The 23,014-nt window shown below is 72.2% G+C and carries 19 protein-coding genes and 3 tRNA genes; 3 read left to right on the plus strand and 19 right to left on the minus strand.

The window, feature by feature from the left end; genetic code table 11:
* Positions 1 to 77: 77 nt before the first annotated feature.
* The 5 genes from rplA to OG618_RS16405 all read right to left on the minus strand — a co-directional run bounded on the left by rplA (position 78) and on the right by OG618_RS16405 (position 3,206).
* The gene (gene rplA, locus OG618_RS16385) at positions 78 to 800 is read right to left on the minus strand and encodes a 50S ribosomal protein L1 (protein WP_329488172.1); all 723 of its coding nucleotides are present in this window, start codon (positions 798 to 800) and stop codon (positions 78 to 80) included.
* A gap of 76 nt (positions 801 to 876) precedes the next feature.
* Positions 877 to 1,311: a 50S ribosomal protein L11 gene (gene rplK / locus OG618_RS16390; protein WP_148644356.1), complete on the minus strand. Its 435-nt coding sequence runs from the start codon at positions 1,309 to 1,311 to the stop codon at positions 877 to 879.
* 180 nt (positions 1,312 to 1,491) lie between these two features.
* On the minus strand, positions 1,492 to 2,415 hold the full coding sequence (gene nusG, locus OG618_RS16395) for a transcription termination/antitermination protein NusG (RefSeq protein ID WP_442906804.1): 924 nt from the start codon (positions 2,413 to 2,415) through the stop codon (positions 1,492 to 1,494).
* A gap of 212 nt (positions 2,416 to 2,627) precedes the next feature.
* The gene (secE, locus tag OG618_RS16400) at positions 2,628 to 2,984 is read right to left on the minus strand and encodes a preprotein translocase subunit SecE (RefSeq protein WP_329488174.1); all 357 of its coding nucleotides are present in this window, start codon (positions 2,982 to 2,984) and stop codon (positions 2,628 to 2,630) included.
* A 149-nt stretch (positions 2,985 to 3,133) separates the two neighbouring features.
* A tRNA-Trp gene (locus OG618_RS16405) sits at positions 3,134 to 3,206 on the minus strand.
* 274 nt (positions 3,207 to 3,480) lie between these two features.
* Between OG618_RS16405 and OG618_RS16410 the strand changes: the two genes are divergently transcribed.
* Positions 3,481 to 4,728: a pyridoxal phosphate-dependent aminotransferase gene (locus OG618_RS16410; RefSeq protein ID WP_329488175.1), complete on the plus strand. Its 1,248-nt coding sequence runs from the start codon at positions 3,481 to 3,483 to the stop codon at positions 4,726 to 4,728.
* A gap of 106 nt (positions 4,729 to 4,834) precedes the next feature.
* Positions 4,835 to 5,932 (plus strand): adenosine deaminase, encoded by a 1,098-nt coding sequence (locus OG618_RS16415; protein WP_329488176.1) that lies wholly within the window; start codon positions 4,835 to 4,837, stop codon positions 5,930 to 5,932.
* Here the strand turns inward: OG618_RS16415 and OG618_RS16420 are convergent.
* From OG618_RS16420 to OG618_RS16445, 6 genes are all read right to left on the minus strand, one after another.
* Entirely contained in the window at positions 5,929 to 6,978 is a 1,050-nt protein-coding gene (locus OG618_RS16420; RefSeq protein WP_329488177.1) for a UDP-N-acetylmuramate dehydrogenase, read from the minus strand. The two genes, OG618_RS16415 and OG618_RS16420, sit on opposite strands and share 4 nt — an antisense overlap.
* A gap of 63 nt (positions 6,979 to 7,041) precedes the next feature.
* Positions 7,042 to 7,464 carry a MaoC family dehydratase gene (locus OG618_RS16425; protein ID WP_329488178.1) on the minus strand — a complete coding sequence of 141 codons (423 nt, stop codon included), beginning with the start codon at positions 7,462 to 7,464 and terminating at the stop codon, positions 7,042 to 7,044.
* 4 nt (positions 7,465 to 7,468) lie between these two features.
* A complete protein-coding gene (locus OG618_RS16430) occupies positions 7,469 to 7,927 on the minus strand; it encodes a MaoC family dehydratase N-terminal domain-containing protein (protein ID WP_329488179.1) in 459 nt (152 codons plus the stop codon).
* 115 nt (positions 7,928 to 8,042) lie between these two features.
* A complete protein-coding gene (rpmG, locus tag OG618_RS16435) occupies positions 8,043 to 8,207 on the minus strand; it encodes a 50S ribosomal protein L33 (protein ID WP_006604855.1) in 165 nt (54 codons plus the stop codon).
* Positions 8,208 to 8,290: 83 nt separating this feature from the next.
* Positions 8,291 to 8,363: transfer RNA gene (locus OG618_RS16440), tRNA-Met, on the minus strand.
* 43 nt (positions 8,364 to 8,406) lie between these two features.
* Positions 8,407 to 8,479, minus strand: a tRNA-Thr gene (locus OG618_RS16445).
* A gap of 254 nt (positions 8,480 to 8,733) precedes the next feature.
* Here OG618_RS16445 and OG618_RS16450 point away from each other — a divergent pair.
* Positions 8,734 to 10,005, plus strand: coding sequence for a hydrolase (locus tag OG618_RS16450; RefSeq protein ID WP_329488181.1), 1,272 nt, complete (start codon positions 8,734 to 8,736; stop codon positions 10,003 to 10,005).
* A gap of 303 nt (positions 10,006 to 10,308) precedes the next feature.
* Here the strand turns inward: OG618_RS16450 and OG618_RS16455 are convergent, their stop codons facing one another.
* From OG618_RS16455 to OG618_RS16490, 8 genes are all read right to left on the minus strand, one after another.
* Positions 10,309 to 10,983, minus strand: coding sequence for a response regulator (locus tag OG618_RS16455; RefSeq protein ID WP_329488182.1), 675 nt, complete (start codon positions 10,981 to 10,983; stop codon positions 10,309 to 10,311).
* Positions 10,980 to 13,529, minus strand: a complete 2,550-nt coding sequence (locus OG618_RS16460; RefSeq protein ID WP_329488183.1) for an ATP-binding protein — start codon at positions 13,527 to 13,529, stop codon at positions 10,980 to 10,982. The genes OG618_RS16455 and OG618_RS16460 overlap by 4 nt, the downstream gene beginning before the upstream one ends.
* Before the next feature lie 178 nt (positions 13,530 to 13,707).
* Positions 13,708 to 14,340 carry a potassium-transporting ATPase subunit KdpC gene (gene kdpC, locus OG618_RS16465; RefSeq protein ID WP_329488185.1) on the minus strand — a complete coding sequence of 211 codons (633 nt, stop codon included), beginning with the start codon at positions 14,338 to 14,340 and terminating at the stop codon, positions 13,708 to 13,710.
* Positions 14,341 to 14,355: 15 nt separating this feature from the next.
* Positions 14,356 to 16,473, minus strand: coding sequence for a potassium-transporting ATPase subunit KdpB (gene kdpB / locus OG618_RS16470; protein WP_329488187.1), 2,118 nt, complete (start codon positions 16,471 to 16,473; stop codon positions 14,356 to 14,358).
* Positions 16,473 to 18,134: a potassium-transporting ATPase subunit KdpA gene (kdpA, locus tag OG618_RS16475; RefSeq protein WP_329488190.1), complete on the minus strand. Its 1,662-nt coding sequence runs from the start codon at positions 18,132 to 18,134 to the stop codon at positions 16,473 to 16,475. Before kdpA ends, kdpB begins: the two co-directional genes overlap by 1 nt.
* Position 18,135: 1 nt before the next feature.
* A complete protein-coding gene (gene kdpF, locus OG618_RS16480; protein ID WP_238863773.1) occupies positions 18,136 to 18,225 on the minus strand; it encodes a K(+)-transporting ATPase subunit F in 90 nt (29 codons plus the stop codon).
* A gap of 445 nt (positions 18,226 to 18,670) precedes the next feature.
* Positions 18,671 to 20,749, minus strand: a complete 2,079-nt coding sequence (locus OG618_RS16485; protein ID WP_329488193.1) for an APC family permease — start codon at positions 20,747 to 20,749, stop codon at positions 18,671 to 18,673.
* Positions 20,750 to 20,978: 229 nt separating this feature from the next.
* Positions 20,979 to 22,829, minus strand: a complete 1,851-nt coding sequence (locus OG618_RS16490; protein ID WP_329488194.1) for an APC family permease — start codon at positions 22,827 to 22,829, stop codon at positions 20,979 to 20,981.
* Positions 22,830 to 23,014 lie beyond the last annotated feature (185 nt).

The raw sequence follows: 23,014 nt of genomic DNA on the forward strand, positions 1-23,014 counted from the left end.
CCCCGGAGAGGGGGTACGGGCCCGTCGTGCGGACTACTGCTGCGCCCAGGACGCGGCTACCGGTCGGAGCTCAGGGCTCAGACGGAGGCCGGGTCCTCCTCGACCAGGAGGTTGCGGGTGCGGTTCGGGTCCACCAGGATGCCGGGGCCGATCGTGGTGCTGATCGCGGTCTTCTTGATGTAGCGACCCTTGGCGGCGGACGGCTTGGCGCGGAGCACCTCGTCCAGCGCGGCGGCGTAGTTCTCGACCAGCTGCTCGTCGGTGAAGGAGGCCTTACCGATGATGAAGTGCAGGTTCGAGTGCTTGTCGACGCGGAACTCGATCTTGCCGCCCTTGATCTCGTTCACGGCCTTGGCCACGTCCGGGGTCACGGTGCCGGTCTTCGGGTTCGGCATCAGGCCACGGGGACCGAGCACGCGGCCCAGGCGGCCGACCTTGCCCATGAGGTCCGGGGTGGCGACGACGGCGTCGAAGTCGAGGCGGCCCTTGGCGACCTCGTCGATGAGCTCGTCGGAGCCGACGATGTCGGCGCCCGCAGCACGCGCGGCCTCGGCACGCTCGCCGGTCGCGAAGACCAGGACCCGAGCGGTCTTACCGGTGCCGTGCGGGAGGATCACGGTGCTGCGGACCATCTGGTCGGCCTTGCGCGGGTCGACGCCCAGACGCATGGCGACCTCGACGGTGCCGTCGAACTTGGTGGTGCTGGTCGCCTTGGCGAGGCGGATGGCCTCGAGGGGGGCGTAAAGGCGCTCGCGGTCGACCTGTGCGTCCGCGGCCTTCAGAGCCTTGCTGCGCTTCACTGCTGCTCCTGAATGGGGAATGGAGTCGTGGTATGGACGGGCCGCGCAGGCCCTACCACAAGGACGAGAAGGGTGATCAGCCCTCGACCGTGATGCCCATCGACCGGGCGGTGCCGGCGATGATCTTGGACGCGGCGTCCAGGTCGTTGGCGTTCAGGTCGGGGAGCTTGACCGTGGCGATCTCGCGGACCTGGGCGGCCGTGAGCTTGGCGACCTTGGTCTTGTGCGGCTCGGCCGAGCCCTTGTCCACGCCCGCGGCCTTCAGGATGAGGCGCGCGGCCGGCGGCGTCTTCGTGATGAAGGTGAAGGAACGGTCGTCGTAGACCGTGATCTCCACCGGCACGATCATGCCGCGCTGCGACTCGGTCGCGGCGTTGTAGGCCTTGCAGAACTCCATGATGTTGACGCCGTGCTGACCCAGCGCGGGGCCGACCGGCGGCGCCGGGTTGGCCGCACCGGCGTTGATCTGGAGCTTGATAAGCCCCGTGACCTTCTTCTTCTTGGGAGGCATTTCTCTCCGGGTCCTTCCGAGAGGTGATTGCTGGTGCGTGCGGAACCGGGGCGACACCCAGCCGCCAGCACACACATCGGACCAGGCTAACGCGGATGCGCCGCTGGACCAAAACGACTTCGGGGCGGAGCCGAAGCCCCGCCCCGAACCGGAGGACTCGTCCGAGTCCCCGCGGCCGTACTAGTTCTTCTGGATCTGGTCGAAGGAGAGCTCGACCGGGGTCTCCCGGCCGAAGATCTCGACCAGGCCCTTGACCTTCTTCGAGTCCGGGTTGATCTCGTTGATCGTCGCCTGGAGGGTGGCGAAGGGGCCGTCGGTGACGGTGACCGAGTCGCCGACCTCGAAGTCCAGGACCTGGATCTCGCTGGGCTTGACCGGCGACGGCTTGCCGGCGTCCTTGGCCGCCTGGCGCTCGACGTCGGGGGCGAGCATCTTGACGACCTCGTCCAGCGTCAGCGGGTACGGGTCGTAGGCGTTGCCGACGAAGCCGGTGACACCGGGGGTGTTGCGCACGACGCCCCAGGACTCCGGGGTGAGGTCCATGCGCACCAGCACGTAGCCGGGGAGCTTGTTCTGGCGGATGGTCTTGCGGTCGCCGTTCTTGATCTGGACGACCTCCTCCTGCGGCACCTCGGCCTGGAAGATGTACTCCTCGACGTTGAGGGAGACCGCGCGCTGCTCCAGGTTCTGCTTCACCCGGTTCTCGTAGCCGGCGTAGGTGTGGATCACGTACCACTCGCCGGGCATGAAGCGCAGGTCCTCGCGGAACTTGGCGACCGGGTCGACCTCGACAGCCTCCTCGGCGGCTTCCTCCTCGGCCTCCGCCTCGGCGCCGGCCTCGTCCACTGCCTCGTCCTCGTCCTGGTCCTCGGCGGCCTCGGCGTCGAGCTCCTCGGCGGACTCCGCGTGCAGCGCGGCCTCCTCGGCGGGCTCGCCGGCCTCGGCCTCGTCGTCCGCCGCGACCTCGTCCTCGTCGCTGTCCGCGGCGTCCACGATCTGCTCGGCGGCCTCGGCTTCGTCAGCCAGCTCGGCCGCGTCCAGCTCGGCGGCGACATCCGCCTCGCGGACGGTCTCGTCGGCGTCGTACAGGGGGGACTCAGACACGGTGGCTGCTTCTTTCCTGGAGATGGTGAAGGTGGCGCGCTCCGGGACCTTTCCGGCGCCGCTCTGCTTCACACGGGCGCCAGAAGATGACTCGGAGACTTCAACAGTACCGAGTCAACGGTAGCGGCCTCGTACGTCCGGCGCCGACAGCTCGACCCGGGCCGAAGAATCGGCCCGGGTCGGGAAGCTGTTTCGAAGGTGGGACCGCTCGGTCAGCCGAAGACCCAGAGGCTGAGCTTCGAGAAGCCGTAGTCGAGGCCGGCGACGAACGCCATCACGACCACGACGAACACGACCACCACGGTGGTGTAGTTGACCAGCTCGTTGCGGGAGGGCCAGACGACCTTGCGCAGCTCCGCGATGATCTGGCGGTAGAACAGCGCGAGCCGGGCGAAGGCGCCCTTCTTGGCACGCTTGCCGGACTTCTTGTCCGCGCGGCCTGCCCGCTTGCGGTCGCGGCGCGACTGCCCCTCGTCCCCGCCCTCGGCAGGCGTGGTCTCGTCAGCGCCGTCGGCACCCTCGGGGTTGCCGCTCTCAGGCGTTGCGGTGGAGCCCGTGGTCTCCGTCACTCGTCCTCACCTGAATCCGGGTCCTGCCGAGCATCACCTGCGTGCCCGAGAGGGCACGAGCGGCCGGCTAAAGCGGTGCTGTTCGGAGCCCTCTCCGCATCAAGCCCGCTCGCTCTGTGGAGCGAACGGGCTGAATACGGATCAAGCAGCAGGGCAAGAGGGACTTGAACCCCCAACCGCCGGTTTTGGAGACCGGTGCTCTACCAATTGAGCTATTGCCCTACGGTGCCTCTCGGCCCCTGTAGCGACCACCAACCTACCGCATCTCCCGCCGCTGCATGCACAGGCGGTGGAAGCGTGGCTTCTCGGTGGCCGTCGAGGAGTGAGTGTACGTGGTCGAGAGGCGTTTGGTCGAACCTCTTCTCTCACGTCCGACCACCGAACCGGCCGCCCAACGACCACGGACCGGCCCCGCTTCGGGCCACCATCCGGACGAGCCCGTACATATGGTGAAACCCCCATGCCCGGTCCGTCCCGGTTCTGCGACCATGCAGGCATGAGCGCTTCCACCCCGCAGCCCGACAGTTCCGTCCGCCCCGCCGACCGCCGGGTCTCCGCCCGGATCGGCGCGATCGCCGAGTCCGCGACCCTCGCCGTGGACGCCAAGGCCAAGGCCCTCAAGGCGGCCGGCCGGCCGGTCATCGGCTTCGGCGCCGGCGAGCCGGACTTCCCCACCCCGGACTACATCGTCGAAGCCGCCGTCGAGGCCTGCCGCGACCCGAAGAACCACCGCTACACCCCGGCCGGCGGCCTGCCGGAGCTGAAGGCCGCGATCGCCGCCAAGACGCTGCGCGACTCCGGCTACCAGGTGGACGCCTCCCAGGTGCTGGTGACCAACGGCGGCAAGCAGGCGATCTACGAGGCCTTCGCCGCGATCCTCGACCCGGGCGACGAGGTCATCGTCCCGGCCCCGTACTGGACCACCTACCCGGAGTCGGTGCAGCTGGCCGGCGGTGTGCCGGTGGAGGTCGTGGCCGACGAGACCACCGGCTACAAGGTCTCGGTAGAGCAGCTGGAGGCCGCCCGCACCGAGAACACCAAGGTGGTGCTCTTCGTCTCGCCGTCCAACCCGACCGGTGCGGTCTACACCGAGGCCGAGGCCCGGGCCATCGGCGAGTGGGCCCTGGAGCACGGCCTCTGGGTGCTGACCGACGAGATCTACGAGCACCTGGTCTACGGCGACGCGAAGTTCACCTCGCTGCCGGCCCTGCTGCCCGAGCTGGCGGACAAGACCATCGTGGTCAACGGCGTGGCCAAGACCTACGCCATGACCGGCTGGCGGGTGGGCTGGCTGATCGCCCCCAAGGACGTCGTCAAGGCCGCGACCAACCTGCAGTCGCACGCCACCTCGAACGTCTCCAACGTCGCGCAGCGCGCCGCGCTCGCCGCCGTCAGCGGTGACCTCGCCGCCGTGCACGAGATGCGCACCGCCTTCGACCGGCGCCGCAAGACCATCGTGAAGATGCTGAACGAGATCGAGGGCGTCCTCTGCCCCGAGCCCGAGGGCGCGTTCTACGTCTACCCGTCGGTCAAGGGCCTGCTGGGCAAGGAGATCCGCGGCACCCGTCCGCAGAGCTCCGCCGAGCTGGCCGCGCTGATCCTGGACGAGGTCGAGGTCGCGGTCGTCCCCGGCGAGGCCTTCGGCACCCCGGGCTACCTGCGGCTCTCCTACGCGCTCGGCGACGCCGACCTGGTCGAGGGCGTCGGCCGGATGCAGAAGCTGCTCGCCGAGGCCACCGCCTGACGGTCCCGACCGTCCCGCTCCACCGCGGACCGCCCCCTTTTCACCCCTTCGGGGGACGGGAAGGGGGCGGTTCCCGTATCGGGGCCCGATACGGCAGTATCGGCGAATGGAACGCCTGCTGAATCCGCGAGACGTCAGGGACCTCCCCAAGGCCCACCTGCACCTGCACTTCACCGGCTCGATGCGCCCCGCCACCCTGCTGGAGTTGGCCGACAAGCACGGCGTCCGGCTGCCGGAGGCGCTCAGCTCCGCCGAGCCGCCCAGGCTGCGGGCCACCGACGAACGCGGCTGGTTCCGCTTCCAGCGCCTCTACGACACCGCCCGCTCGGTGCTGCGCGACGAGTCCGACATCCGCCGCCTGGTGCTGGAGACCGCCGAGGACGAGCGGCGGGACGGCTCGCGCTGGCTGGAGATCCAGGTCGACCCGACCTCGTACGCGCCCCGGCTGGGCGGTCTGATCCCCGCCCTCGAACTGATCCTGGACGCGGTGGAGCAGGCCGCCGGGGCGACCGGCGTCGGGATCCGGGTGCTGGTCGCGGCCAACCGGATGAAGTCCCCGATGGACGCCCGGACGCTGGCCCGGCTGGCCGTCCGCTACACCGACCGGGGGGTGGTCGGCTTCGGCCTCTCCAACGACGAACGGCGCGGCCTTGCCCGGGACTTCGACCGGGCCTTCGACATCGCCCGCAAGGGCGGGCTGCTGGCCGCCCCGCACGGCGGCGAACTGGCCGGGCCCGAGTCGGTCCGGGACTGCCTGGACGACCTGGGCGCCGGCCGGATCGGCCACGGCGTCCGGGCTGCCGAGGACCCCCGGCTGATGCAGCGGCTGGCCGACCGGCAGGTCACCTGCGAGGTCTGCCCGTCCTCCAACGTCTCGCTGGGCGTCTACGAGCGGGCCGAGGACGTCCCGCTGCGGCGACTGTTCGACGCGGGCGTCCCGCTGGCGCTGGGCGCCGACGACCCGCTGCTGTTCGGCACCCGGCTGGCCGCCCAGTACGAGCTGGCCCGCGACGTGCTCGGCTTCTCCGACGCCGAACTCGCCGAGCTGGCCCGCCAGTCGGTGCGCGGCTCACGCGCGCCGGACAGCGTCCGCAAGGAGCTGCTGGCGGACATCGACGGCTGGCTCGGGGACGGCACCACCCCGGGGGTGGCGGCCGCCCGGGGCTTCCCGGCCGCCCAGCACCCGGGCCGCGCCGCCGGCTAGAGCTCGACGCCCACCATCACCGGCTCGTTGACCAGCTCCACGCCGAACGCGGACCGGACGCCGTCGCGGATCTCGCGGGCCAGCGCCAGCAGGTCCTCGGCGGTGGCCGCGCCGCGGTTGGTCAGGGCCAGGGTGTGCTTGGTGGAGAGGGTGGCCGGGCCGCTGCCGTACCCCTTGCCGAAGCCGGCCTTGTCGATCAGCCAGGCCGCCGAGGTCTTAGTCCGGCCGTCCGGCGCCGGGTAGGCGGGGGCGGTGAGCTCGCGCGCGGCCGCCAGCGCCAGGAAGGCGGCGTACTGCTCGGCGGTCAGCACCGGGTTGGTGAAGAAGGAGCCCGCCGACCAGGTGTCGTGGTCGGCCGCGTCGAGCACCATGCCCTTGCCCGCGCGCAGCGTCAGCACGGCGTTCCAGGCGGTGGTGAGGTCGACCCGCTCACCCGGCAGCACGCCCAGGTGCCGGGCCGTCTCGGCGTAGGCGACCGGGGTGGAGAGCCCGCCGCCGTCCTCCAGGCCGAAGCGGACCCGGAGCACGACGTAGCGGTCCGGGTCGGCCTTGAAGCGGCTGTGCCGGTAGGAGAAGCCGCACTCGGCGTTGGTGAGGGTGACCACCCGGTCGCTCCGGCGGTCGTAGGCGACCACCTCGGTGATCGACTGGGCGACCTCCTGGCCGTACGCACCCACGTTCTGGACCGGGGTGGCGCCGGCCGAGCCGGGGATCCCGGCCAGGAACTCGATCCCGGCCAGGCCGTGCTCCAGCACGGTCCTGGTGACCGCGTCGGCCCACACCTCACCGGCCGCGAGTTCCAGGGTGGTGCCGTCCAGCACGAAGCCGGTGGTGGCGATCCGCAGCACCGTCCCGGCGAAGCCGGCGTCGCCGATCACCAGGTTGGAGCCGCCGCCGAGGACCAGCAGCGGCTCGCCGGCCGCGTCGGCCTCCCGGACGGTGGCGATCACGTCCTCGTCGGTCTGCGCGGTCACCAGCCGGCGGGCGGGACCGCCGAGCCGCAGGGTGGTCAGCGGGGCGAGGGGGGCGTCGAGTTCTACCAGCACGCCCCCAGCGTACGGGGAGGGGCCGGTCCGCCCCTCCCCGCCGGGCGCTCAGGCTCCGGGCGGTCAGGCCAGCCGGACGACGGCGCGGGACATGCCCAGCACCTTCAGGCCGCCGAAGGTCGCCAGCAGGTCGACCTGCACCTTCCGGTCGTCCAGCAGCTTGGCGACCTTGCCGGTCACCTCGATCACGGAGCCGACGCCGTCGTTGGGCACCGTCACCGGCCGGGTGAAGCGCACGCCGTACTCGACCACCGCGCCCGGGTCGCCGACCCAGTCGGTGACCACCCGGACCGCCTCGGCCATGGTGAACATGCCGTGCGCGATGACGTCGGGCAGGCCGACCTCCAGCGCGAACTTCTCGTTCCAGTGGATCGGGTTGAAGTCCCCGGAGGCGCCCGCGTACTGCACCAGCGTGGCGCGCGTCACGGGGAAGGACCGCGCCGGCAGCTCGGTGCCGACCGCGACCTCGTCGTAGCTGATCGCCATGGTGTTACTCCCCCGCCTCGTCGGCGGCCCGGGCCACCAGGGTCATGACCGACGTCACCACGTGCTCGCCGGTCGCGTCCGTCACCTCGCCGCGCACCGTGAGCACGTCGTTGCCCGCGAGCGACTTGATGTTGTCGATGGTCACCGCGACGGAGAGCCGGTCGCCGGCCCGCACCGGGCGGGTGTAGACGAACTTCTGGTCACCGTGCACCACGCGGCTGTAGTCCAGGCCCAGCTGCGGGTCCTCCACCACCTGGCCGGCGGCCCGGTAGGTGAGCACGAACGGGAAGGTCGGCGGGGCGATGACGTCCGGGTGGCCGAACGCCTTGGCCGCCTCCGGGTCGGTGTACGCCGGGTTGGCGTCGCCCACGGCGACGGCGAACTCGCGGATCTTCTCCCGGCCGACCTCGTACGGCTCGGTGGGCGGGTACGTCCGCCCGATGAAGGAGGGGTCGAGTGCCATGGCAGCTCCTCAAGAGCGCGGTGAATGACGAAAAGACTCCGGGCCGCACCCTGTGAGGGGTACGGCCCGGAGTCGTAGACCTGTGATCACACAGGCCCGCGGACACGCGACAGGGTCAGCGGGTCTCGCGGTGCGCGGTGTGCGAGTTGCAGCGGGGGCAGTGCTTCTTCATCTCAAGACGGTCCGGGTCGTTACGCCGGTTCTTCTTGGTGATGTAGTTCCGCTCCTTGCACTCCACGCAGGCCAGCGTGATCTTCGGGCGGACATCGGTGGCAGCCACGGGAGTGCCTTCCTTGGACATTGAATAAGAACACAACAAGAGTAGCCGACCGGGAGTGCGATCTCCCGACCGACTACGCGGGGTAGCGGTGACCGGACTTGAACCGGTGACACAGCGATTATGAGCCGCTTGCTCTACCAACTGAGCTACACCGCCACAGTGATCCGGAGCACAGCCGAAGCTGACTCCTTCTCACCAGAGCCCCCATGCGGAATCGAACCGCAGACCTTCTCCTTACCATGGAGACGCTCTACCGACTGAGCTATAGGGGCGAACGAGGAAGAGATTACACGTTCCGCGCCCAGAGGTGAAATCCGTATCCCGGCGCGAAGACCGCAGGTGGGCGAGGTGCACGGGCGAGCGATCGAAGGCAGGGCGTTCGATCGGCCCCGGTGGGGCGCGGCCCGACCCGATACGACTATTGCCCGCGTCCCCGCACCCCGTGCCCCCGCGCCATAGGCTCGTCGCTCATTGATCGGGACGGGCCGGGGATCCGCACCGGCCGGCGCGAGGGAGGAACCGGGCGATGGACAGCGCACCCTCCGACGGGCCCCACCCCGGGTCCGGGCCGGCCGCCAACCCGCTGGGGCACGGCCCCGTCCTGCTGCTCACCGACGCCCGGCTCGCCGACGGCCGGGTGGTGGACGTACGGATCAGCGGCGACCGGATCCAGGCCGTCGGAACCACCGGCAGCCTCGGCCCGCTGCCGGCCCTGCCCGGTGCCCCCACCACGACCACCGGGGCCCGGATCGACCTCAAGGGCTATCTGCTGCTGCCGGCCCCCGCCGAGGCACACGCCCACTACGACGTCGCCTTCTCGGCCGCGCTGCCCGCACCGCCGCCGGAGACCTCCGGCGACCTGACCCGCCGGGTCACCGAGGCCGCGCTCACCTCGCTGGGCTACGGCGCCACCGCGCAGCGCACCCACGTCCGGATCGGCGACGTGCACGGGCTGCGCCGGCTGGAGGCGGTGCTCACCGCCCGGCAGGCGCTGCGCGGCCTGGCGGAGCTGCAGGCGGTCGCGATGCCCCGGCTGCTCACCGGTCTGGCCGGCGCGGACGGCCGGGCCCAGCTGCGCGACGCGCTCAAGCTCGGCGCCACCGCGGCCGGCGGCTGTCCGGAGCTGGACCCTGACCCGGCCGGGTACGTCCAGGTGCTGCTGGAGGCCGCCCGGGAGGCGGACTGCCCGGTGGACCTGCACACCACCGGGGCCGACGCGGCGCAGCTCGCCCGGCTGGCGAGCGCGCTCGCCCCGCTGCGGCCCCGGGTGGTGCTCGGCCCGTGCGGCGCGCTGGCGCCGGGCGGGCCGGCGGTGCTGGCCAGCAGCGGCGTCCGGGTGGTCTGCCTGCCGCAGAACGGCGGCTGCAGCGGTCTGGAGGGCCGGGCCGCCGGGATGCGGCCGGGGCTGCCGCGGGAGCTGGCGCAGGCCCGGGTACCGCTCTCGGCCGGCAGCGGCTCGCTGCGGGACCCGGCCAACCCGGTGGGCCGGGCCGATCCGCTGGAGGCCGCCTACCTGCTGGCGGCGAGCGGGGCGCTGGACGTGGAGGAGGCGTACGACGCGGTGGCCAACCAGGCCCGGGCGGCGCTCGGGCTGCCGCCGGTCCGGGTGGACGCCGGGTTCCCGGCGGAGCTGCTGGCGGTGCGCGGGGACAGCCTGGCGGGGGCGCTCGCGGGCGGGCACAGCCGGCTGGTGGTGCACAGCGGGCGGATCGTCAGCCGGACCAGTGCCGTGCGGGAGTTCGCCGACACGGTGGCGCTGGCGCTGCCGCGGCAGTCGGGGAGCACGGGCGGGGGCTGAGCGGCGGGCCGGCGGCGGCCCGACCGGGGCGGCTGAGCAGGGCCGAGCGGGGCGGCCGAGCAGGGCTGAGCGGGTGACAGGGGCGCGCGTCGTTGATCGCGCGCCCCTCCCCCACCGGTCGGCCGCCGAGGCGGCGGAGCGGTCCCGGCATCCCCCACATGGAGCAGGGCCGCTCGCTCACCGACGACGCTACGCCCGCCGACCGCCCCGTCCGGCCCGCCCTGACGCCCTCCTGTCGCCCGGCGGCCCACCCTTGACGCTCCGTTGACGCGCGGCCGTCGGGGCGCCGCCGCCGTCCCGGCGTCAGGGCTCGTACCGGTAGCCGAGACCGGGCTCGGTGATCAGGTGGCGCGGCCGGGCCGGATCGCGTTCCAGCTTGCGGCGCAGCCCCGCCAGGTAGACCCGCAGGTAGTTGCCGCGCCCCTCCTGCGCCGGGCCCCAGACCTCGCGCAGGATCCGCCGGCCGGGCACCAGGCGGCCGGGGTCGGCGAGCAGCAGCGCCAGGATCCGCCACTCGGTGGGGGTGAGCCGGACCGGGCCGTCCGGGCCGGTCACGGTGGTGGCGGCGAGGTCCACGGTGTGGGCGCCGATCACCCGCGCGGCCGGGGCCGGGCCGCCCGGCGGACGGCGCAGGACGGCGCGCAGCCGGGCCAGCAGTTCCTCCATCAGGAACGGCTTGGTGAGGTAGTCGTCGGCGCCGGCGTCCAGGGCGCCCACCTTGTCGGCCGCGCCGGTGCGGCCGGAGAGCACGATGATCGGTACGGCGCTGCGGCTGCGCAGGCCCCGGATGACGTCCAGGCCGTCCAGGTCGGGCAGGCCCAGGTCGAGCAGGACGGCGTCGGGCGAGGTCCGGGCGGCGCGGTCCAGGGCCTCGCCGCCGCTGGCGGCCGTCCGGACGGCGTACCGGCGGGCGCTCAGGTTGATCCGCAGGGTACGCAGCAGCGCCGGTTCGTCGTCGACGACCAGGATCTCGCTCATGCGGGCGCTCCTCCCGGGTGGGCGGCGGGCAGGGTGAGCAGCATGGTGGTGCCGCCGCCGGGGGTGTCCTCGACCTCCAGGCCGCCGCCCATGGCCTCGGCGAGGCCGCGGGAGAGGGCGAGGCCGAGGCCGACGCCGGTGGTGTTGTCGGTGTCGCCGAGGCGCTGGAAGGGCAGGAAGACGCGGTCGCGGTCCTCGACGGCGATGCCGGGGCCGCGGTCGATCACCCTGACCTCGACCTGGTCGCCGAGGTGGCTGGCGGCGACCAGGACCGGGGTGCCGGGGGCGGTGTGGCGCAGGGCGTTGGCGATGACGTTGGCCAGGACGCGCTCCAGCAGCGGCGGGTCGACCAGGACGGCCGGGACGCCCTCCTCGATGTCGAACGTGAGGTCGAACGGCCGTACCGGCGCGTACGGGTCGGGGAGGGTGTCCAGGGCCCGGGGCAGGATCTCGTCCAGGTGGGTCTCGGCGAGGTGGAGGGTGAGGGCCCCGGCCTGGAGGCGGCTCATGTCGAGCAGGTTGTCCACCAGCCGGGTGAGCTTGACCAGGGACTCGTCGGCGGTGGCCAGGAGTTCGGCCCGGTCCTCGGCGGAGAACTCGACGTCGGGGCTGCGCAGCGAGCCGACCGAGGCCAGGGCGGCGGCCAGCGGGGTGCGCAGGTCGTGGCTGACGGCGGCGAGCAGGGCGGTGCGCATCCGGTCGGCGGCCCTGATCGGTTCGACCTCGGCGGCCACCACGGCGAGCCGGTCGCGTTCCAGCGCGGCGGCCACGTGGGCGGCGAACGCGGTGAGGACGCGCTGGTCGGCGGCGGGCAGCCGGCGGCCGGTGAGCGCCAGCAGGGCGTCGGCGCCGACCGGGACCTCGGTGGTCTCGCCGGGCCCGGCGGGCCCGCCCTCGCCGTCGCAGCGGGCCAGCACCGCGCCGCCGGTGCGTTCCAGCAGGGCGACGGAGTCCATCCCGAAGGCCGTCCGGGACTTCTCCAGCAGGGCGGGCAGGGCGTCGGCGCCGCGCAGTACGCTGCCGGCCAGGGTGGAGAGGGTCTCGGCCTCGGCGGTGGCCCGGGCGGCCCGGGTGGTGAGCCGGCCCGCGTGGTCGACCACGGTGGAGACGGTGAGCGCGACGGCGGCGAACACCAGCAGGGCGACGAGGTTGTTGGTCTCGCCGATGGTCAGGGTGTGCAGGGGCGGGATGAAGAAGTAGTTCAGCAGCAGCGAGGCGACGAGGGAGGCCAGCAGGGCCGAGGTGGCGCCGCCGAGCAGGGCGACGACGACCACGCCCAGCTGGAAGATCAGCGCGTCGGTGGTCAGGTTGACGGTGCCGCGGGACTGCGAGAGGCCGGCCGTCAGCAGCCAGGGCAGCACGAGTCCGGCGGCGTAGCCGGCGACGGTGCGGCGCCTGGAGTGGCGGCGGCCGAGCGGGGGCAGCCGGCCGCGGCCGGTGAACGCGTGGGTGACCATGTGGACGTCGATGTCCTCGGAGCCGTCCACGGTGGTCTCGCCGATGCCGGGGCCGGTGAGGAGCCGGGTGATCCGGCCGCGCCGGCTGGTGCCGAGGACGAGCTGGGTGGCGTCGTGGGCGCGGGCGAAGGCCAGCAGCGCGGTGGGGATGTCGTCGCCGACCACCACGTGGTAGCTGCCGCCCAGCGCCTCCACCAGCTGCCGCTGCTGGGCGAGCGCCCCCGAGGACGCCCCGGCCAGGCCGTCGCTGCGGGTGACGTGCACGGCGAGCAGGTCGCCGCCCGCCGTGCGGTCGGCGATCCGGGCGGCGCGGCGGATCAGCGTCTCGCCCTCGGGGCCGCCGGTGAGGGCGACCACCACCCGCTCGCGGGTCTCCCAGACGCGGTCGATGCGGTGGCTGGCCCGGTAGTCGCGCAGCCCCTCGTCGACCCGCCCGGCCACCCAGAGCAGGGCGAGCTCGCGCAGGGCGGTGAGGTTGCCGACCCGGAAGTAGTTCGAGAGCGCGGCGTCCACTTTCTCCGCCCGGTAGACGTTGCCGTGGGCCATCCGGCGGCGCAGCGCCTGGGGGGCCATGTCGACGAGTTCGATCTGGTCGGCCCGGCGGACCACCTCGTCCGGGACGGTCTCGCGCTGGGGGATGCCGGTGATCTTCTGGACGACGTCGTTCAGCGATTCCAGGTGCTGGACGTTGACGGTGGTGATGACGTCGATCCCGGCGGCCAGCAGCTCCTCGACGTCCTGCCAGCGCTTGGCGTGCCGGCCGCCGGGGACGTTGGTGTGCGCGAGCTCGTCCACCAGCACCAGGGAGGGGCGGCGGGCGAGCAGCGCGTCGAGGTCCATCTCCTCGAACTCGGCGTCCCGGTAGAGCCGTCGGGCCCGGGGTGCGACGTCCAGGCCGTCGAGCATGGCCTCGGTGTGGCGGCGGCCGTGGCACTCGATGTAGCCGACCACCACCTCCGCGCCGCGGTCCTGTCTGCGCCTGGCCTCGTCCAGCATCCGGTAGGTCTTGCCGACACCGGGGGCGGAACCGAGGTACACCCTCAGCCGGCCGCGGTGGGGGCCGGTGCCGGGGGCGAGGTCGCGGGCCATGGGCGCTGCTCTTTCGTCTTCGTACGGGGGTCGGGAATTACGTCTTTCGTCTTCGTACGGGGTCGGGGCGTGGTGCTTTCGTCTTCGTACGGGGGTCGGGGCGTACGGCGGCCGACCCGGGCGCGGGGTGGTGCCCCGGCCCGGGTCGGCCTGTCTCACGGCGCTGCCTGCCTGGCCGTCACTTCTGGTGTGCCAGAGCCGTGTTGAGAAGGACGATGTTGACTCCCGGCTGGCCGAGGAAGCCCAGCGAGCGGCCCTCGGTGTACCTGTCGATCAGCTTCTCCACCGTCTCCACCGGCAGGTTCCGGGCCCCGGCGACCCGGGCGGCCTGCTCCTCGGCGTAGGCGACCGAGATGTGCGGGTCGAGGCCCGAGCCGGAGGCGGTGACCGCGTCCACCGGCACCTTCGCCGGGTCGACGCCGTCGAACGCGGCGACCGCGGCGCGGCGGTCCTCGATCGCCTTGGCGAGGTCCTCGCTGTTCGGGCCCAGGTTGGAGGCGCCGGAGCTCTTCGGGTCGTACCCGCCGGCGGAGGGCCGGGGCTGGAACCACTTCGGGTCCGGCCGGGCCGCCTCGTTCTCGTCGCCGGGGTTCCGCTTGGGCAGGTCGTAGGTCTGGCCCAGCAGACTGGAGCCGACCTCCTTGCCGTCGGCGGTCTTCACGATCGAGCCGTTGGCCTTGTCGGCGAAGGCGACCTGGCCGATGCCGGTGACCAGCAGCGGGTAGGCGAGGCCGAGGATCACCGTCATCACCAGCAGCATCCGCAGTGCGGTGAGGTGCGTGCGCACGGTGGTGGGCAGGGGCTTGGACATCTGGGTTCTCCTCTCTCAGCTCAGGCCGGGGACGAACTGGACGACGAGGTCGATCAGTTTGATCCCGACGAAGGGGACGACCAGACCGCCGAAGCCGTAGACCCCCAGGTTGCGGCGCAGCAGGGAACTCGCGTCCGAAGGGCGGTACTTGACCCCGCGCAGGGCGAGCGGGATCAGGCCGACGATGACCAGGGCGTTGAAGACGATCGCCGAGGTGATCGCGGACTGCGGGCTGTGCAGGCCCATGATGTTGAGCCTGTCCAGGCCCGGGTAGACCGCCGCGAACATCGCCGGGATGATCGCGAAGTACTTCGCGACGTCGTTGGCGATCGAGAAGGTGGTGAGCGCGCCGCGGGTGATCAGGAGTTGCTTGCCGATCTCGACGATCTCGATCAGCTTGGTGGGGTTGGAGTCCAGGTCGACCATGTTGCCGGCCTCCTTGGCCGCCATGGTCCCGGTGTTCATCGCGACGCCGACATCGGCCTGGGCGAGGGCGGGGGCGTCGTTGGTGCCGTCGCCGGTCATCGCGACCAGCTTGCCGCCCTCCTGCTCCTTCTTGATCAGGGCCATCTTGTCCTCGGGGGTGGCCTCGGCGAGGAAGTCGTCCACGCCCGCCTCCTCCGCGATCGCCCTGGCGGTCAGCGGGTTGTCGCCAGTGATCATGATGGTCTTGATGCCCATCCGGCGCAGCTCGTCGAACCGCTCCCGCATGCCCTCCTTGACGACGTCCTTGAGGTGGATGACGCCCAGCACCCGGGCCGGGGCCGAGGCCGTGCGCGTCGCCACCACAAGCGGTGTGCCGCCGGCCGCCGAGATGCCGTCGACGAGGGCGGAGACCTCGTCGGTGACCGTGCCGCCGTGGCCGGTGACCCAGTGGGTGACCGCGGCGGCCGCGCCCTTGCGGATCTGGTGGACCCCGTCGGCCTCGTCCAGGTCGACGCCGGACATCCGGGTCTGCGCGGTGAACGGCACCCAGGTGGCGTGCGTCAACTCGCCCTGGGCACGGGCCCGCAGGCCGTAGCCGGTCTTGGCGAGGACGACGATCGAGCGGCCCTCCGGGGTCTCGTCCGCGAGGGACGACAACTGGGCGGCGTCCGCGAGCCGCTCGGTGGAGACGCCCGTGGCGGAGAGGAACTCGGCGGCCTGGCGGTTGCCGAGGGTGATGGTGCCGGTCTTGTCGAGCAGCAGGGTGTTGACGTCGCCGGCGGCCTCGACGGCCCGGCCGGACATCGCCAGCACGTTGCGCTGGACCAGCCGGTCCATGCCCGCGATGCCGATCGCCGAGAGCAGCGCGCCGATGGTGGTCGGGATGAGCGCCACGATCAGCGCCACCAGCACGATCATCGACTGCGGCGCACCCGCGTAGGTGGCCATCGGCTGGAGCGTGACGACCGCGATCAGGAAGACGATCGTCAGCGAGGCCAGGAGGATGTTGAGCGCGATCTCGTTCGGCGTCTTCTGCCGGGCCGCGCCCTCGACCAGGGCGATCATCCGGTCGATGAACGACTTGCCGGGCTCGGAGGCGATCTTCACCACGATCCGGTCGGAGAGCACCTTGGTGCCGCCGGTGACCGCGCTGCGGTCACCCCCCGACTCGCGGATCACCGGCGCGGACTCGCCCGTGATCGCCGACTCGTCCACCGAGGCGACCCCCTCGACGACGTCGCCGTCACCGGGGATGATCTGCCCGGCCTCGACCACCACGTGGTCGCCCAGGCACAGCGCCGTCCCCGGCACCTCCTCCTCGGCCCGGCTCGCCGGCCAGTCGGTGAGGCGGCGGGCCATGGTGTCCGTCTTGGTCTTGCGCAGGGTGTCCGCCTGCGCCTTCCCGCGGCCCTCGGCCACCGCCTCGGCCAGGTTGGCGAAGACGGTGGTCAGCCAGAGCCAGACGGTGATCGACCAGGCGAAGACGGACGGGTCGGCGATCGCGGCGATCGTGGTCACGACCGAGCCGACCTCGACCACGAACATCACCGGGTTCCTGACCATCACCCGGGGATCGAGCTTCTTCACCGCGTCGGGCAGCGACGAGACGATCAGCTTCGGGTCCAGCAGTCCGCCGGAGACCCTGTGCGGCGCCGCCGCGGGCCCCTGCGGCTGCGCGGCCGGCTTGTCGGTAAGGGTGGAGGACATCAGGAGAGACCTTCCGCGATCGGCCCGAGAGCCAGGGCCGGGAAGTAGGTGAGACCGACGACGATCAGGACGACGCCCGACAGCAGGCCCACGAACAGCGGCTTGTGGGTGGGCAGGGTGCCCGGGGTGGCGGGGACGGGCTGCTGGCTCGCGAGCGAGCCGGCCAGCGCCAGGACGAAGACCATCGGCAGGAACCGGCCGAACACCATCGCCAGTCCGATCGCGGTGTCGTACCAGTCGGTGTTCACCGTGATCCCGGCGAACGCCGAACCGTTGTTGTTCGCGCCCGAGGTGAACGCGTACAGCACCTCGGAGAAGCCGTGCGCACCGGAGTTGAGCATCCCGGCCCGCTCACCGGGCAGCGCCATCGCCACCCCGGTGCCGACCAGCACCAGCGTCGGCGTGGTCAGGATGTAGAGCGAGGCGAACTTCATCTCCCGCCCGCCCAGCTTCTTGCCCAGGTACTCCGGGGTGCGGCCGACCATCAGCCCGGCCACGAAGACCGCCACGATCGCTAGCACCAGCATCCCGTACAGGCCCGAACCGGTGCCGCCGGGCGCGATCTCGCCCAGCATCATGTTGAACATCGTCAGCCCGCCGCCGAACGGCGAGTACGAGTCGTGGAAGGAGTTCACCGCGCCGGTCGAGGTGAGCGTCGTCGAGGCCGCGAACAGGCTGGACGCCGCGATGCCGAACCGCTGCTCCTTGCCCTCCATCGCGCCGCCGGCCGCCTGCATCGCGGTACCGGAGTGCCGGGCCTCGGAGAGGGTGATCAGCGCGACCGAGGCGACCCAGAACAGGCCCATCACCGCGACGATGGCGTAGCCCTGCCGGTGGTCGCCCACCATCTTCCCGAAGGCGCGCGGCAGCGCGAAGGGGATCAGCAGGATCAGGAAGACCTGCAGCAGGTTGGTGAACCCGGTGGGGTTCTCGAACGGGTGCGCCGAGTTGGCGTTGTAGAAGCCGCCGCCGTTGGTGCCCAGCAGCTTGATGACCTCCTGCGAGGCCACCGCCCCGCCCGGGACCGCCTGCGGGTCGCCCGCCAGGGTGGTCACCTCGTGGAACCCGTGGAAGTTCTGCACCACCCCGTTCGCCACCAGGACCAGCGCGAAGACGATCGAGACCGGCAGCAGCAGCCGCAGCGTGATCCGGGTCAGGTCGACCCAGAAGTTGCCCACCCGGTCCGTCCGGTTGCGGGTGAAGCCCCGGATCAGCGTGGCCACCACGGCGATGCCGACGGCGGCGGAGACGAAGTTCTGCACCGCCAGGCCCGCCATCTGCGCCAGGTGCCCCATCGCGGACTCACCGCTGTAGGACTGCCAGTTGGTGTTGGCGGTGAAGGAGATCGCGGTGTTCCACGCCTGGTGCCCCGACATCTGCGGGACCCCGAGGCTCAGCAGCAGGTGTCCCTGGAGCCGGATCAGGCCGTAGAGGAAGAGCACCGAGACGGCCGAGAAGGCCAGCACCGAGCGCAGGTAGACCGGCCAGCGCTGGTCGGCGTCGCCGTCCACCCCGATGACCTTGTACAGGCCGCGTTCGGCTCTGAGGTGCTTGGACGTGGTCAGGATCCGGGCGACGTAGTCGCCCAGGGGCCGGTAGCACAGGGCCAGCGCGCCCACCAGGGCGACGACCTGCGACCAGCCCGCGAGAACGGAACCCATGTCAGAACTTCTCCGGGTAGATCAGCGCGACGACGAGGTAGCCGACGAGGGCGACGGCCACGATGAGACCTGCGACGTTCTCGGCGCTCACAGCTTCTCCACCCCCCGCGCGATCAGGGCGATGACGGCGAACACGGCGACCGTGACACCGACGTGGATGAGATCGGACATGGGCTCCACCACAGTGGTTCGGAGGTGGCCGCGGCCCGGCCCCTGCGGGCGGTCGACGCGGCACCGGCGGTGGGCCGGCCTCGCCAGCCAACCGCGCCCACGGACCGTCACCGCCGTTCTTGACGCCCTCCATACGGCGCCCGTTCGATTGTTGACGGGCTCCATACGGTGACTCCCCGCGCTGCCCTTCACGCCTCGCCCGTCGCGCTGCCGGGCGTCCCTCGGGACGGCCGCGCGGATACGCCGGGAGCCCCGGACCGCGTGGTCCGGGGCTCCCGGCGTGGGATCGGGGCTCTCGGCGTGGTCCGGGGCTCCGGCGTGGTCCGGGGCTCTCGGCGTGGTCCGGGGCTCTCGGCGGCGACGCCTCAGGCGTTCTCGGGCGCCGGCAGCCGCTCGTACTCCGACCGCGTCGCCGGCTCGCCGCGGCGGACCGCGCCGGGGGCCCGGCGGGACGGGTGGTGCGCCTTGCTGGAGGAGGTCAGCTGCCACGGCACGCTGATCACCATCACGCCCGGGGTGAAGAGCAGCCTGCTCTTCAGCCAGAGCGCCGACTGGTTGTGCAGCAGGTGCTCCCACCAGCGCCCGACCACGTACTCGGGGATGAAGACGGCCACCGCGTCCCGGGGCCTGGTCCGGCGGTACTCGCGCACGTACGCCACCACCGGCTTGGTGATCTCCCGGTACGGCGAGTCCAGCACCTTCAGCGGCACCCGGACGTCCAGCTCGCCCCACTGCCGCTCCAGTTCGCCGGTGGCCTCCCGCTCCACCGCCACGGTCAGCGCCTCCAGCGAGTCCGGCCGGAACGCCTCGGCGTAGCCGAGCGCCCGCAGGGTGGGCTTGTGCAGCTTGGAGACCAGCACGATCCCGTGCACCTGGGAGGGGCGCACCGAGTCGGCCTCCGGGTCGTCCACCGCCAGTTCCTCGGCGACGCGGTCGTAGTGCCGGCGGATGCCCCGCATCATCACCCAGAGCACCACCGCCGCGACCACGGCCAGCCAGGCGCCCTGGGTGAACTTGGTGAGCAGCACGATGACCAGCACCAGCGCGGTGGTGACCGCGCCGAAGGCGTTGATCACCCGGGCGCGCTGGGCCGGGCCGCGCACGCCCGGCTCGGTCTCGGTGCGCAGCACCCGGTTCCAGTGCTTCACCATGCCGATCTGGGAGAGCGTGAAGGAGGTGAAGACACCCAGGATGTAGAGGTGGATCAGGCTGGTGACGTCCGCCTCGTACAGCCAGAGCAGCCCGCCGGCCACCACCGCGAGGGCGATGATGCCGTTGGAGAAGGCGAGGCGGTCGCCGCGGGTGTGCATCTGCCGGGGCAGGTAGCGGTGTTCGGCCAGGATCGAGGCCAGCAGCGGGAAGCCGTTGAAGGCGGTGTTGGCCGCCAGGATCAGCACCAGCGCGGTGACGGCCTGGATGAAGTAGAAGAGGAAGCTCCGGTCGCCACCGAAGATCGCGGCCGCCAGCTGGGCGATCACGGTCTGCTGCGGCGCAGTGTGGCAGTCCCCCGCGAAGCCGGTCAACGTGCAGGCGTCGTCGGCGATGTGGACCTTGGACATCAGCGCCAGCGCGGTGATGCCGACGAACATGACCACGGCCGTGGTGCCCATCACGGCCATCGTGGCGGCGGCGTTCCTCGACTTGGGCGCCCGGAAGGCCGGTACGCCGTTGGAGATCGCCTCCACGCCCGTCAGCGCCGTGCAGCCCGAGGCGAACGCCCGCAGGCCCAGCATCAGCAGACCGAGGCCGGCCAGGGTGTCCTTGCCGTCCACCGGCAGGATCCCGTACGAGGCGCTGGCCGCCACCGGGGTGTCCCCGAAGAGCGCCTTGACCAGTCCGGTGACCACCATCAGCAGCATGCCGCCGATGAACAGGTACGTCGGCGCGGCGAAGGCCTTGCCGGACTCCCGGACCCCGCGCAGGTTCATCGCCGCGAGCAGCACGACGAAGGCGACCGCCAGTTCGACCCGGTGGTCGGCCAGCGAGGGCAGCGCCGAGATGATGTTGTCGACGCCCGAGGCCACCGACACCGCGACCGTCATCACGTAGTCGACCAGCAGCGAAGCCGCCACCACCAGGCCCGAGTTGGCGCCGAGGTTGCGGGACACCACCTCGTACGAGCCGCCGCCGCTCGGGTAGGCGTGGACGACCTGGCGGTAGGACATCACCACGACCGCCATCAGCGCGACCACACCGGCCGCGACCCACGGGGTCAGGTACAGGAAGGCGGTGCCACCGACGGTGAGCACCAACAGGATCTCCTGGGTCGCGTAGGCGACCGAGGAGAGCGGGTCGGAAGCGAAGATCGGCAGCGCCAGCCGCTTGGGGAGCAGCGTCTCGCCCAGCTCCTCGCTGCGCATGGCTCGGCCGATCACTAGGCGCTTGAGCGCCTGGGGCAGGTTGAACACATGGGCGAGCGTAAGGGCGGAAAACGGACCGTCCATGGGCCCGAGCGGAGTACCGCGAGCGCCGGACACGCCCTTTGGGCGGGGTGTTCCCGCAGGTGGAAGCCGCTATGGGGGGCGTGCTCCGAGCGGCTCGGAGGCGTTTCGGGGGCGTCAAGGGGGGCCGTTAAGACATCGTCAAGATATGACGATCGGATAGGACATTTACGACATAGGTTCTTAATTTCCCCCATTCGCGAGCTGCTCCTGAGGCACCGCTCCCCGGCCGCTACATCCGCATCCGCAGCCGGCAGACCACCGCGTCGGTGTGCCGGCGCAGGGCCCGGTCGATGACGGCGCCGCGCCGGTTCTGCAGTGCCCGCTGCCAGGGGCGGACGGGCTCGACCTCGGGGATCAGCACGGTGAGCCGGTCGTAGGCGTGCTCGGTGGCGAGCCGGTCGACGAAGGAGGCGATCGGCGGACCGAGCCGGCGGTGGCCGTCCGGGACCTCCACCAGCGGCACGCCGGGCCGCCAGAGCTCCCAGTCCCGGCGCAGCGCCTCGGCCTCGGCGGCCTCGTGGACCACGGTGACGGCCATGACCGCGTCGCCGAGCGACAGCGCGGTGGAGAGCGCGTCGCGGGTGAGCCGGGTGATCGCGGTCACCGGGACGACGACCAGGCTCCGCCGCGGGGTGAGCGGGCCGGGGACGCGCCCGAGCTCCAGGCGCTCGCCGATCCGGGCGTAGCCGCGGTGGACCGCCTCGAAGAGCAGCACGAGCAGCGGCAGGGCCAGACAGATGCCCCAGGCGCCCTCGGCGAACCTGGTCCCGGTGACGACGACCGCCGCCACCCCGGTGAGCAGGGCGCCGAAGCCGTTCAGGGCGGCCTTGGCCCGCCAGCGCGCCGGCCTCTCCAGCCACCAGTGCCGGACCATGCCGACCTGGCAGACGGTGAAGCCGACGAACACCCCGATCGCGAACAGCGGCACCAGGCTGTTCACGTCACCGCCCGAGCCGACCAGCAGCACCGCCGAGACCCCGGCGAGGAAGAGGACGCCGTGCCGGTGGACCTGGCGGTCGGCGCGCAGCGCGAAGACGTGCGGCAGGTGGTTGTCCCGGGCCAGCAGGTGCAGCAGGACGGGCAGTCCGCCGAAGGAGGTGTTGGCGGCCAGCCCGAGCAGCACCACGGTGGCGGACTGGACGAGGTAGAAGCCGGCGCCGTGCCCCAGCGAGGCGTCGGCGAGCTGGGCGAGGACGGTGACGCCCTCGACCGGCTGGAGGTGGAAGCGGCCGATCAGCACGGCCAGTCCGATCAGCATCACGCCCAGCAGCGCGCCGAGCGCGACCTCCGTACGCTGCGCGCGCTTCACGCCCGGCGTGCGGAAGGACGGGACGGCGTTCGCCACCGCCTCCACGCCGGTCAGCGCCGAACAGCCGGCCGCGAAGGCCTTGAGGAGCAGCAGCGCGCCCACCGCGGTGGCGTTGCCGGCCAGCACGGACGCGTGCCCGGCAGCGGCCTCGGTGCTCGCCGGCGCGTCCCGGAACAGGCCGACCACGACGATCGCCAGGATCGACAGCACGAACACCGCGGTCGGCGCCAGGAACCAGCGGGCGGACTCGGCGATCCCGCGCAGGTTCACCGCCGTCACCAGGGCGAGCACCCCGAGACAGAGCCAGACCCGGTCGCCGTACAGGCCCGGCACCGCCGAGGTCAGCGCCGCCACCCCGGCCGTCACCGACACCGCCACGTTCAGCACGTAGTCGATGACGAGCGAGGCCGCCGCGGTCAGCGCCGTCCGGCGCCCCAGGTGCGCCTTGGCCACCGCGTACGAGCCGCCGCCGTCCGGGAAGGCCGCGATCACCTGCCGGTAGGAGGCCACCAGGACGGCCAGCAGCACCGCGATCGCCGCCGTCACCGGGAGCGTGAAGCCCAGCCCGTACGCCCCGGCCGCCGTGAGCACCAGCACGATCGACTCCGGGCCGTACGCCACCGAGGCCATCGCGTCCAGGGACAGCGCCGCCAGCCCGCCCAGCGCGGTCAGCCGGTGACGGTCCTCCGGGGACGCGCCGGTGGCCGGGGCCTCGGCTGAGGGGTCGGGCTCGGGCTCGGCGATGACGACCGGGGTGGTGACGCTGGACATCGTACGGAACCTCCGCAGTCGGGTACTGCTCCGATCCTGCGGGCCCGGGAGCTCCGTCCCCGGTCTCCCTACGCGTTCCTGACGCACCGCCGGGCGCCCTTGACGCCTCGTTGACGCCTCGTCGGGGGTTTCTGCGCGGGGTGGGCGGGCCGATGTCCCGGCGGGCGCCGGTTGGGAAGACGATC

Origin of the sequence: Kitasatospora sp. NBC_01246 (assembly GCF_036226505.1) — a bacterium.
GTDB lineage: Bacteria > Actinomycetota > Actinomycetes > Streptomycetales > Streptomycetaceae > Kitasatospora.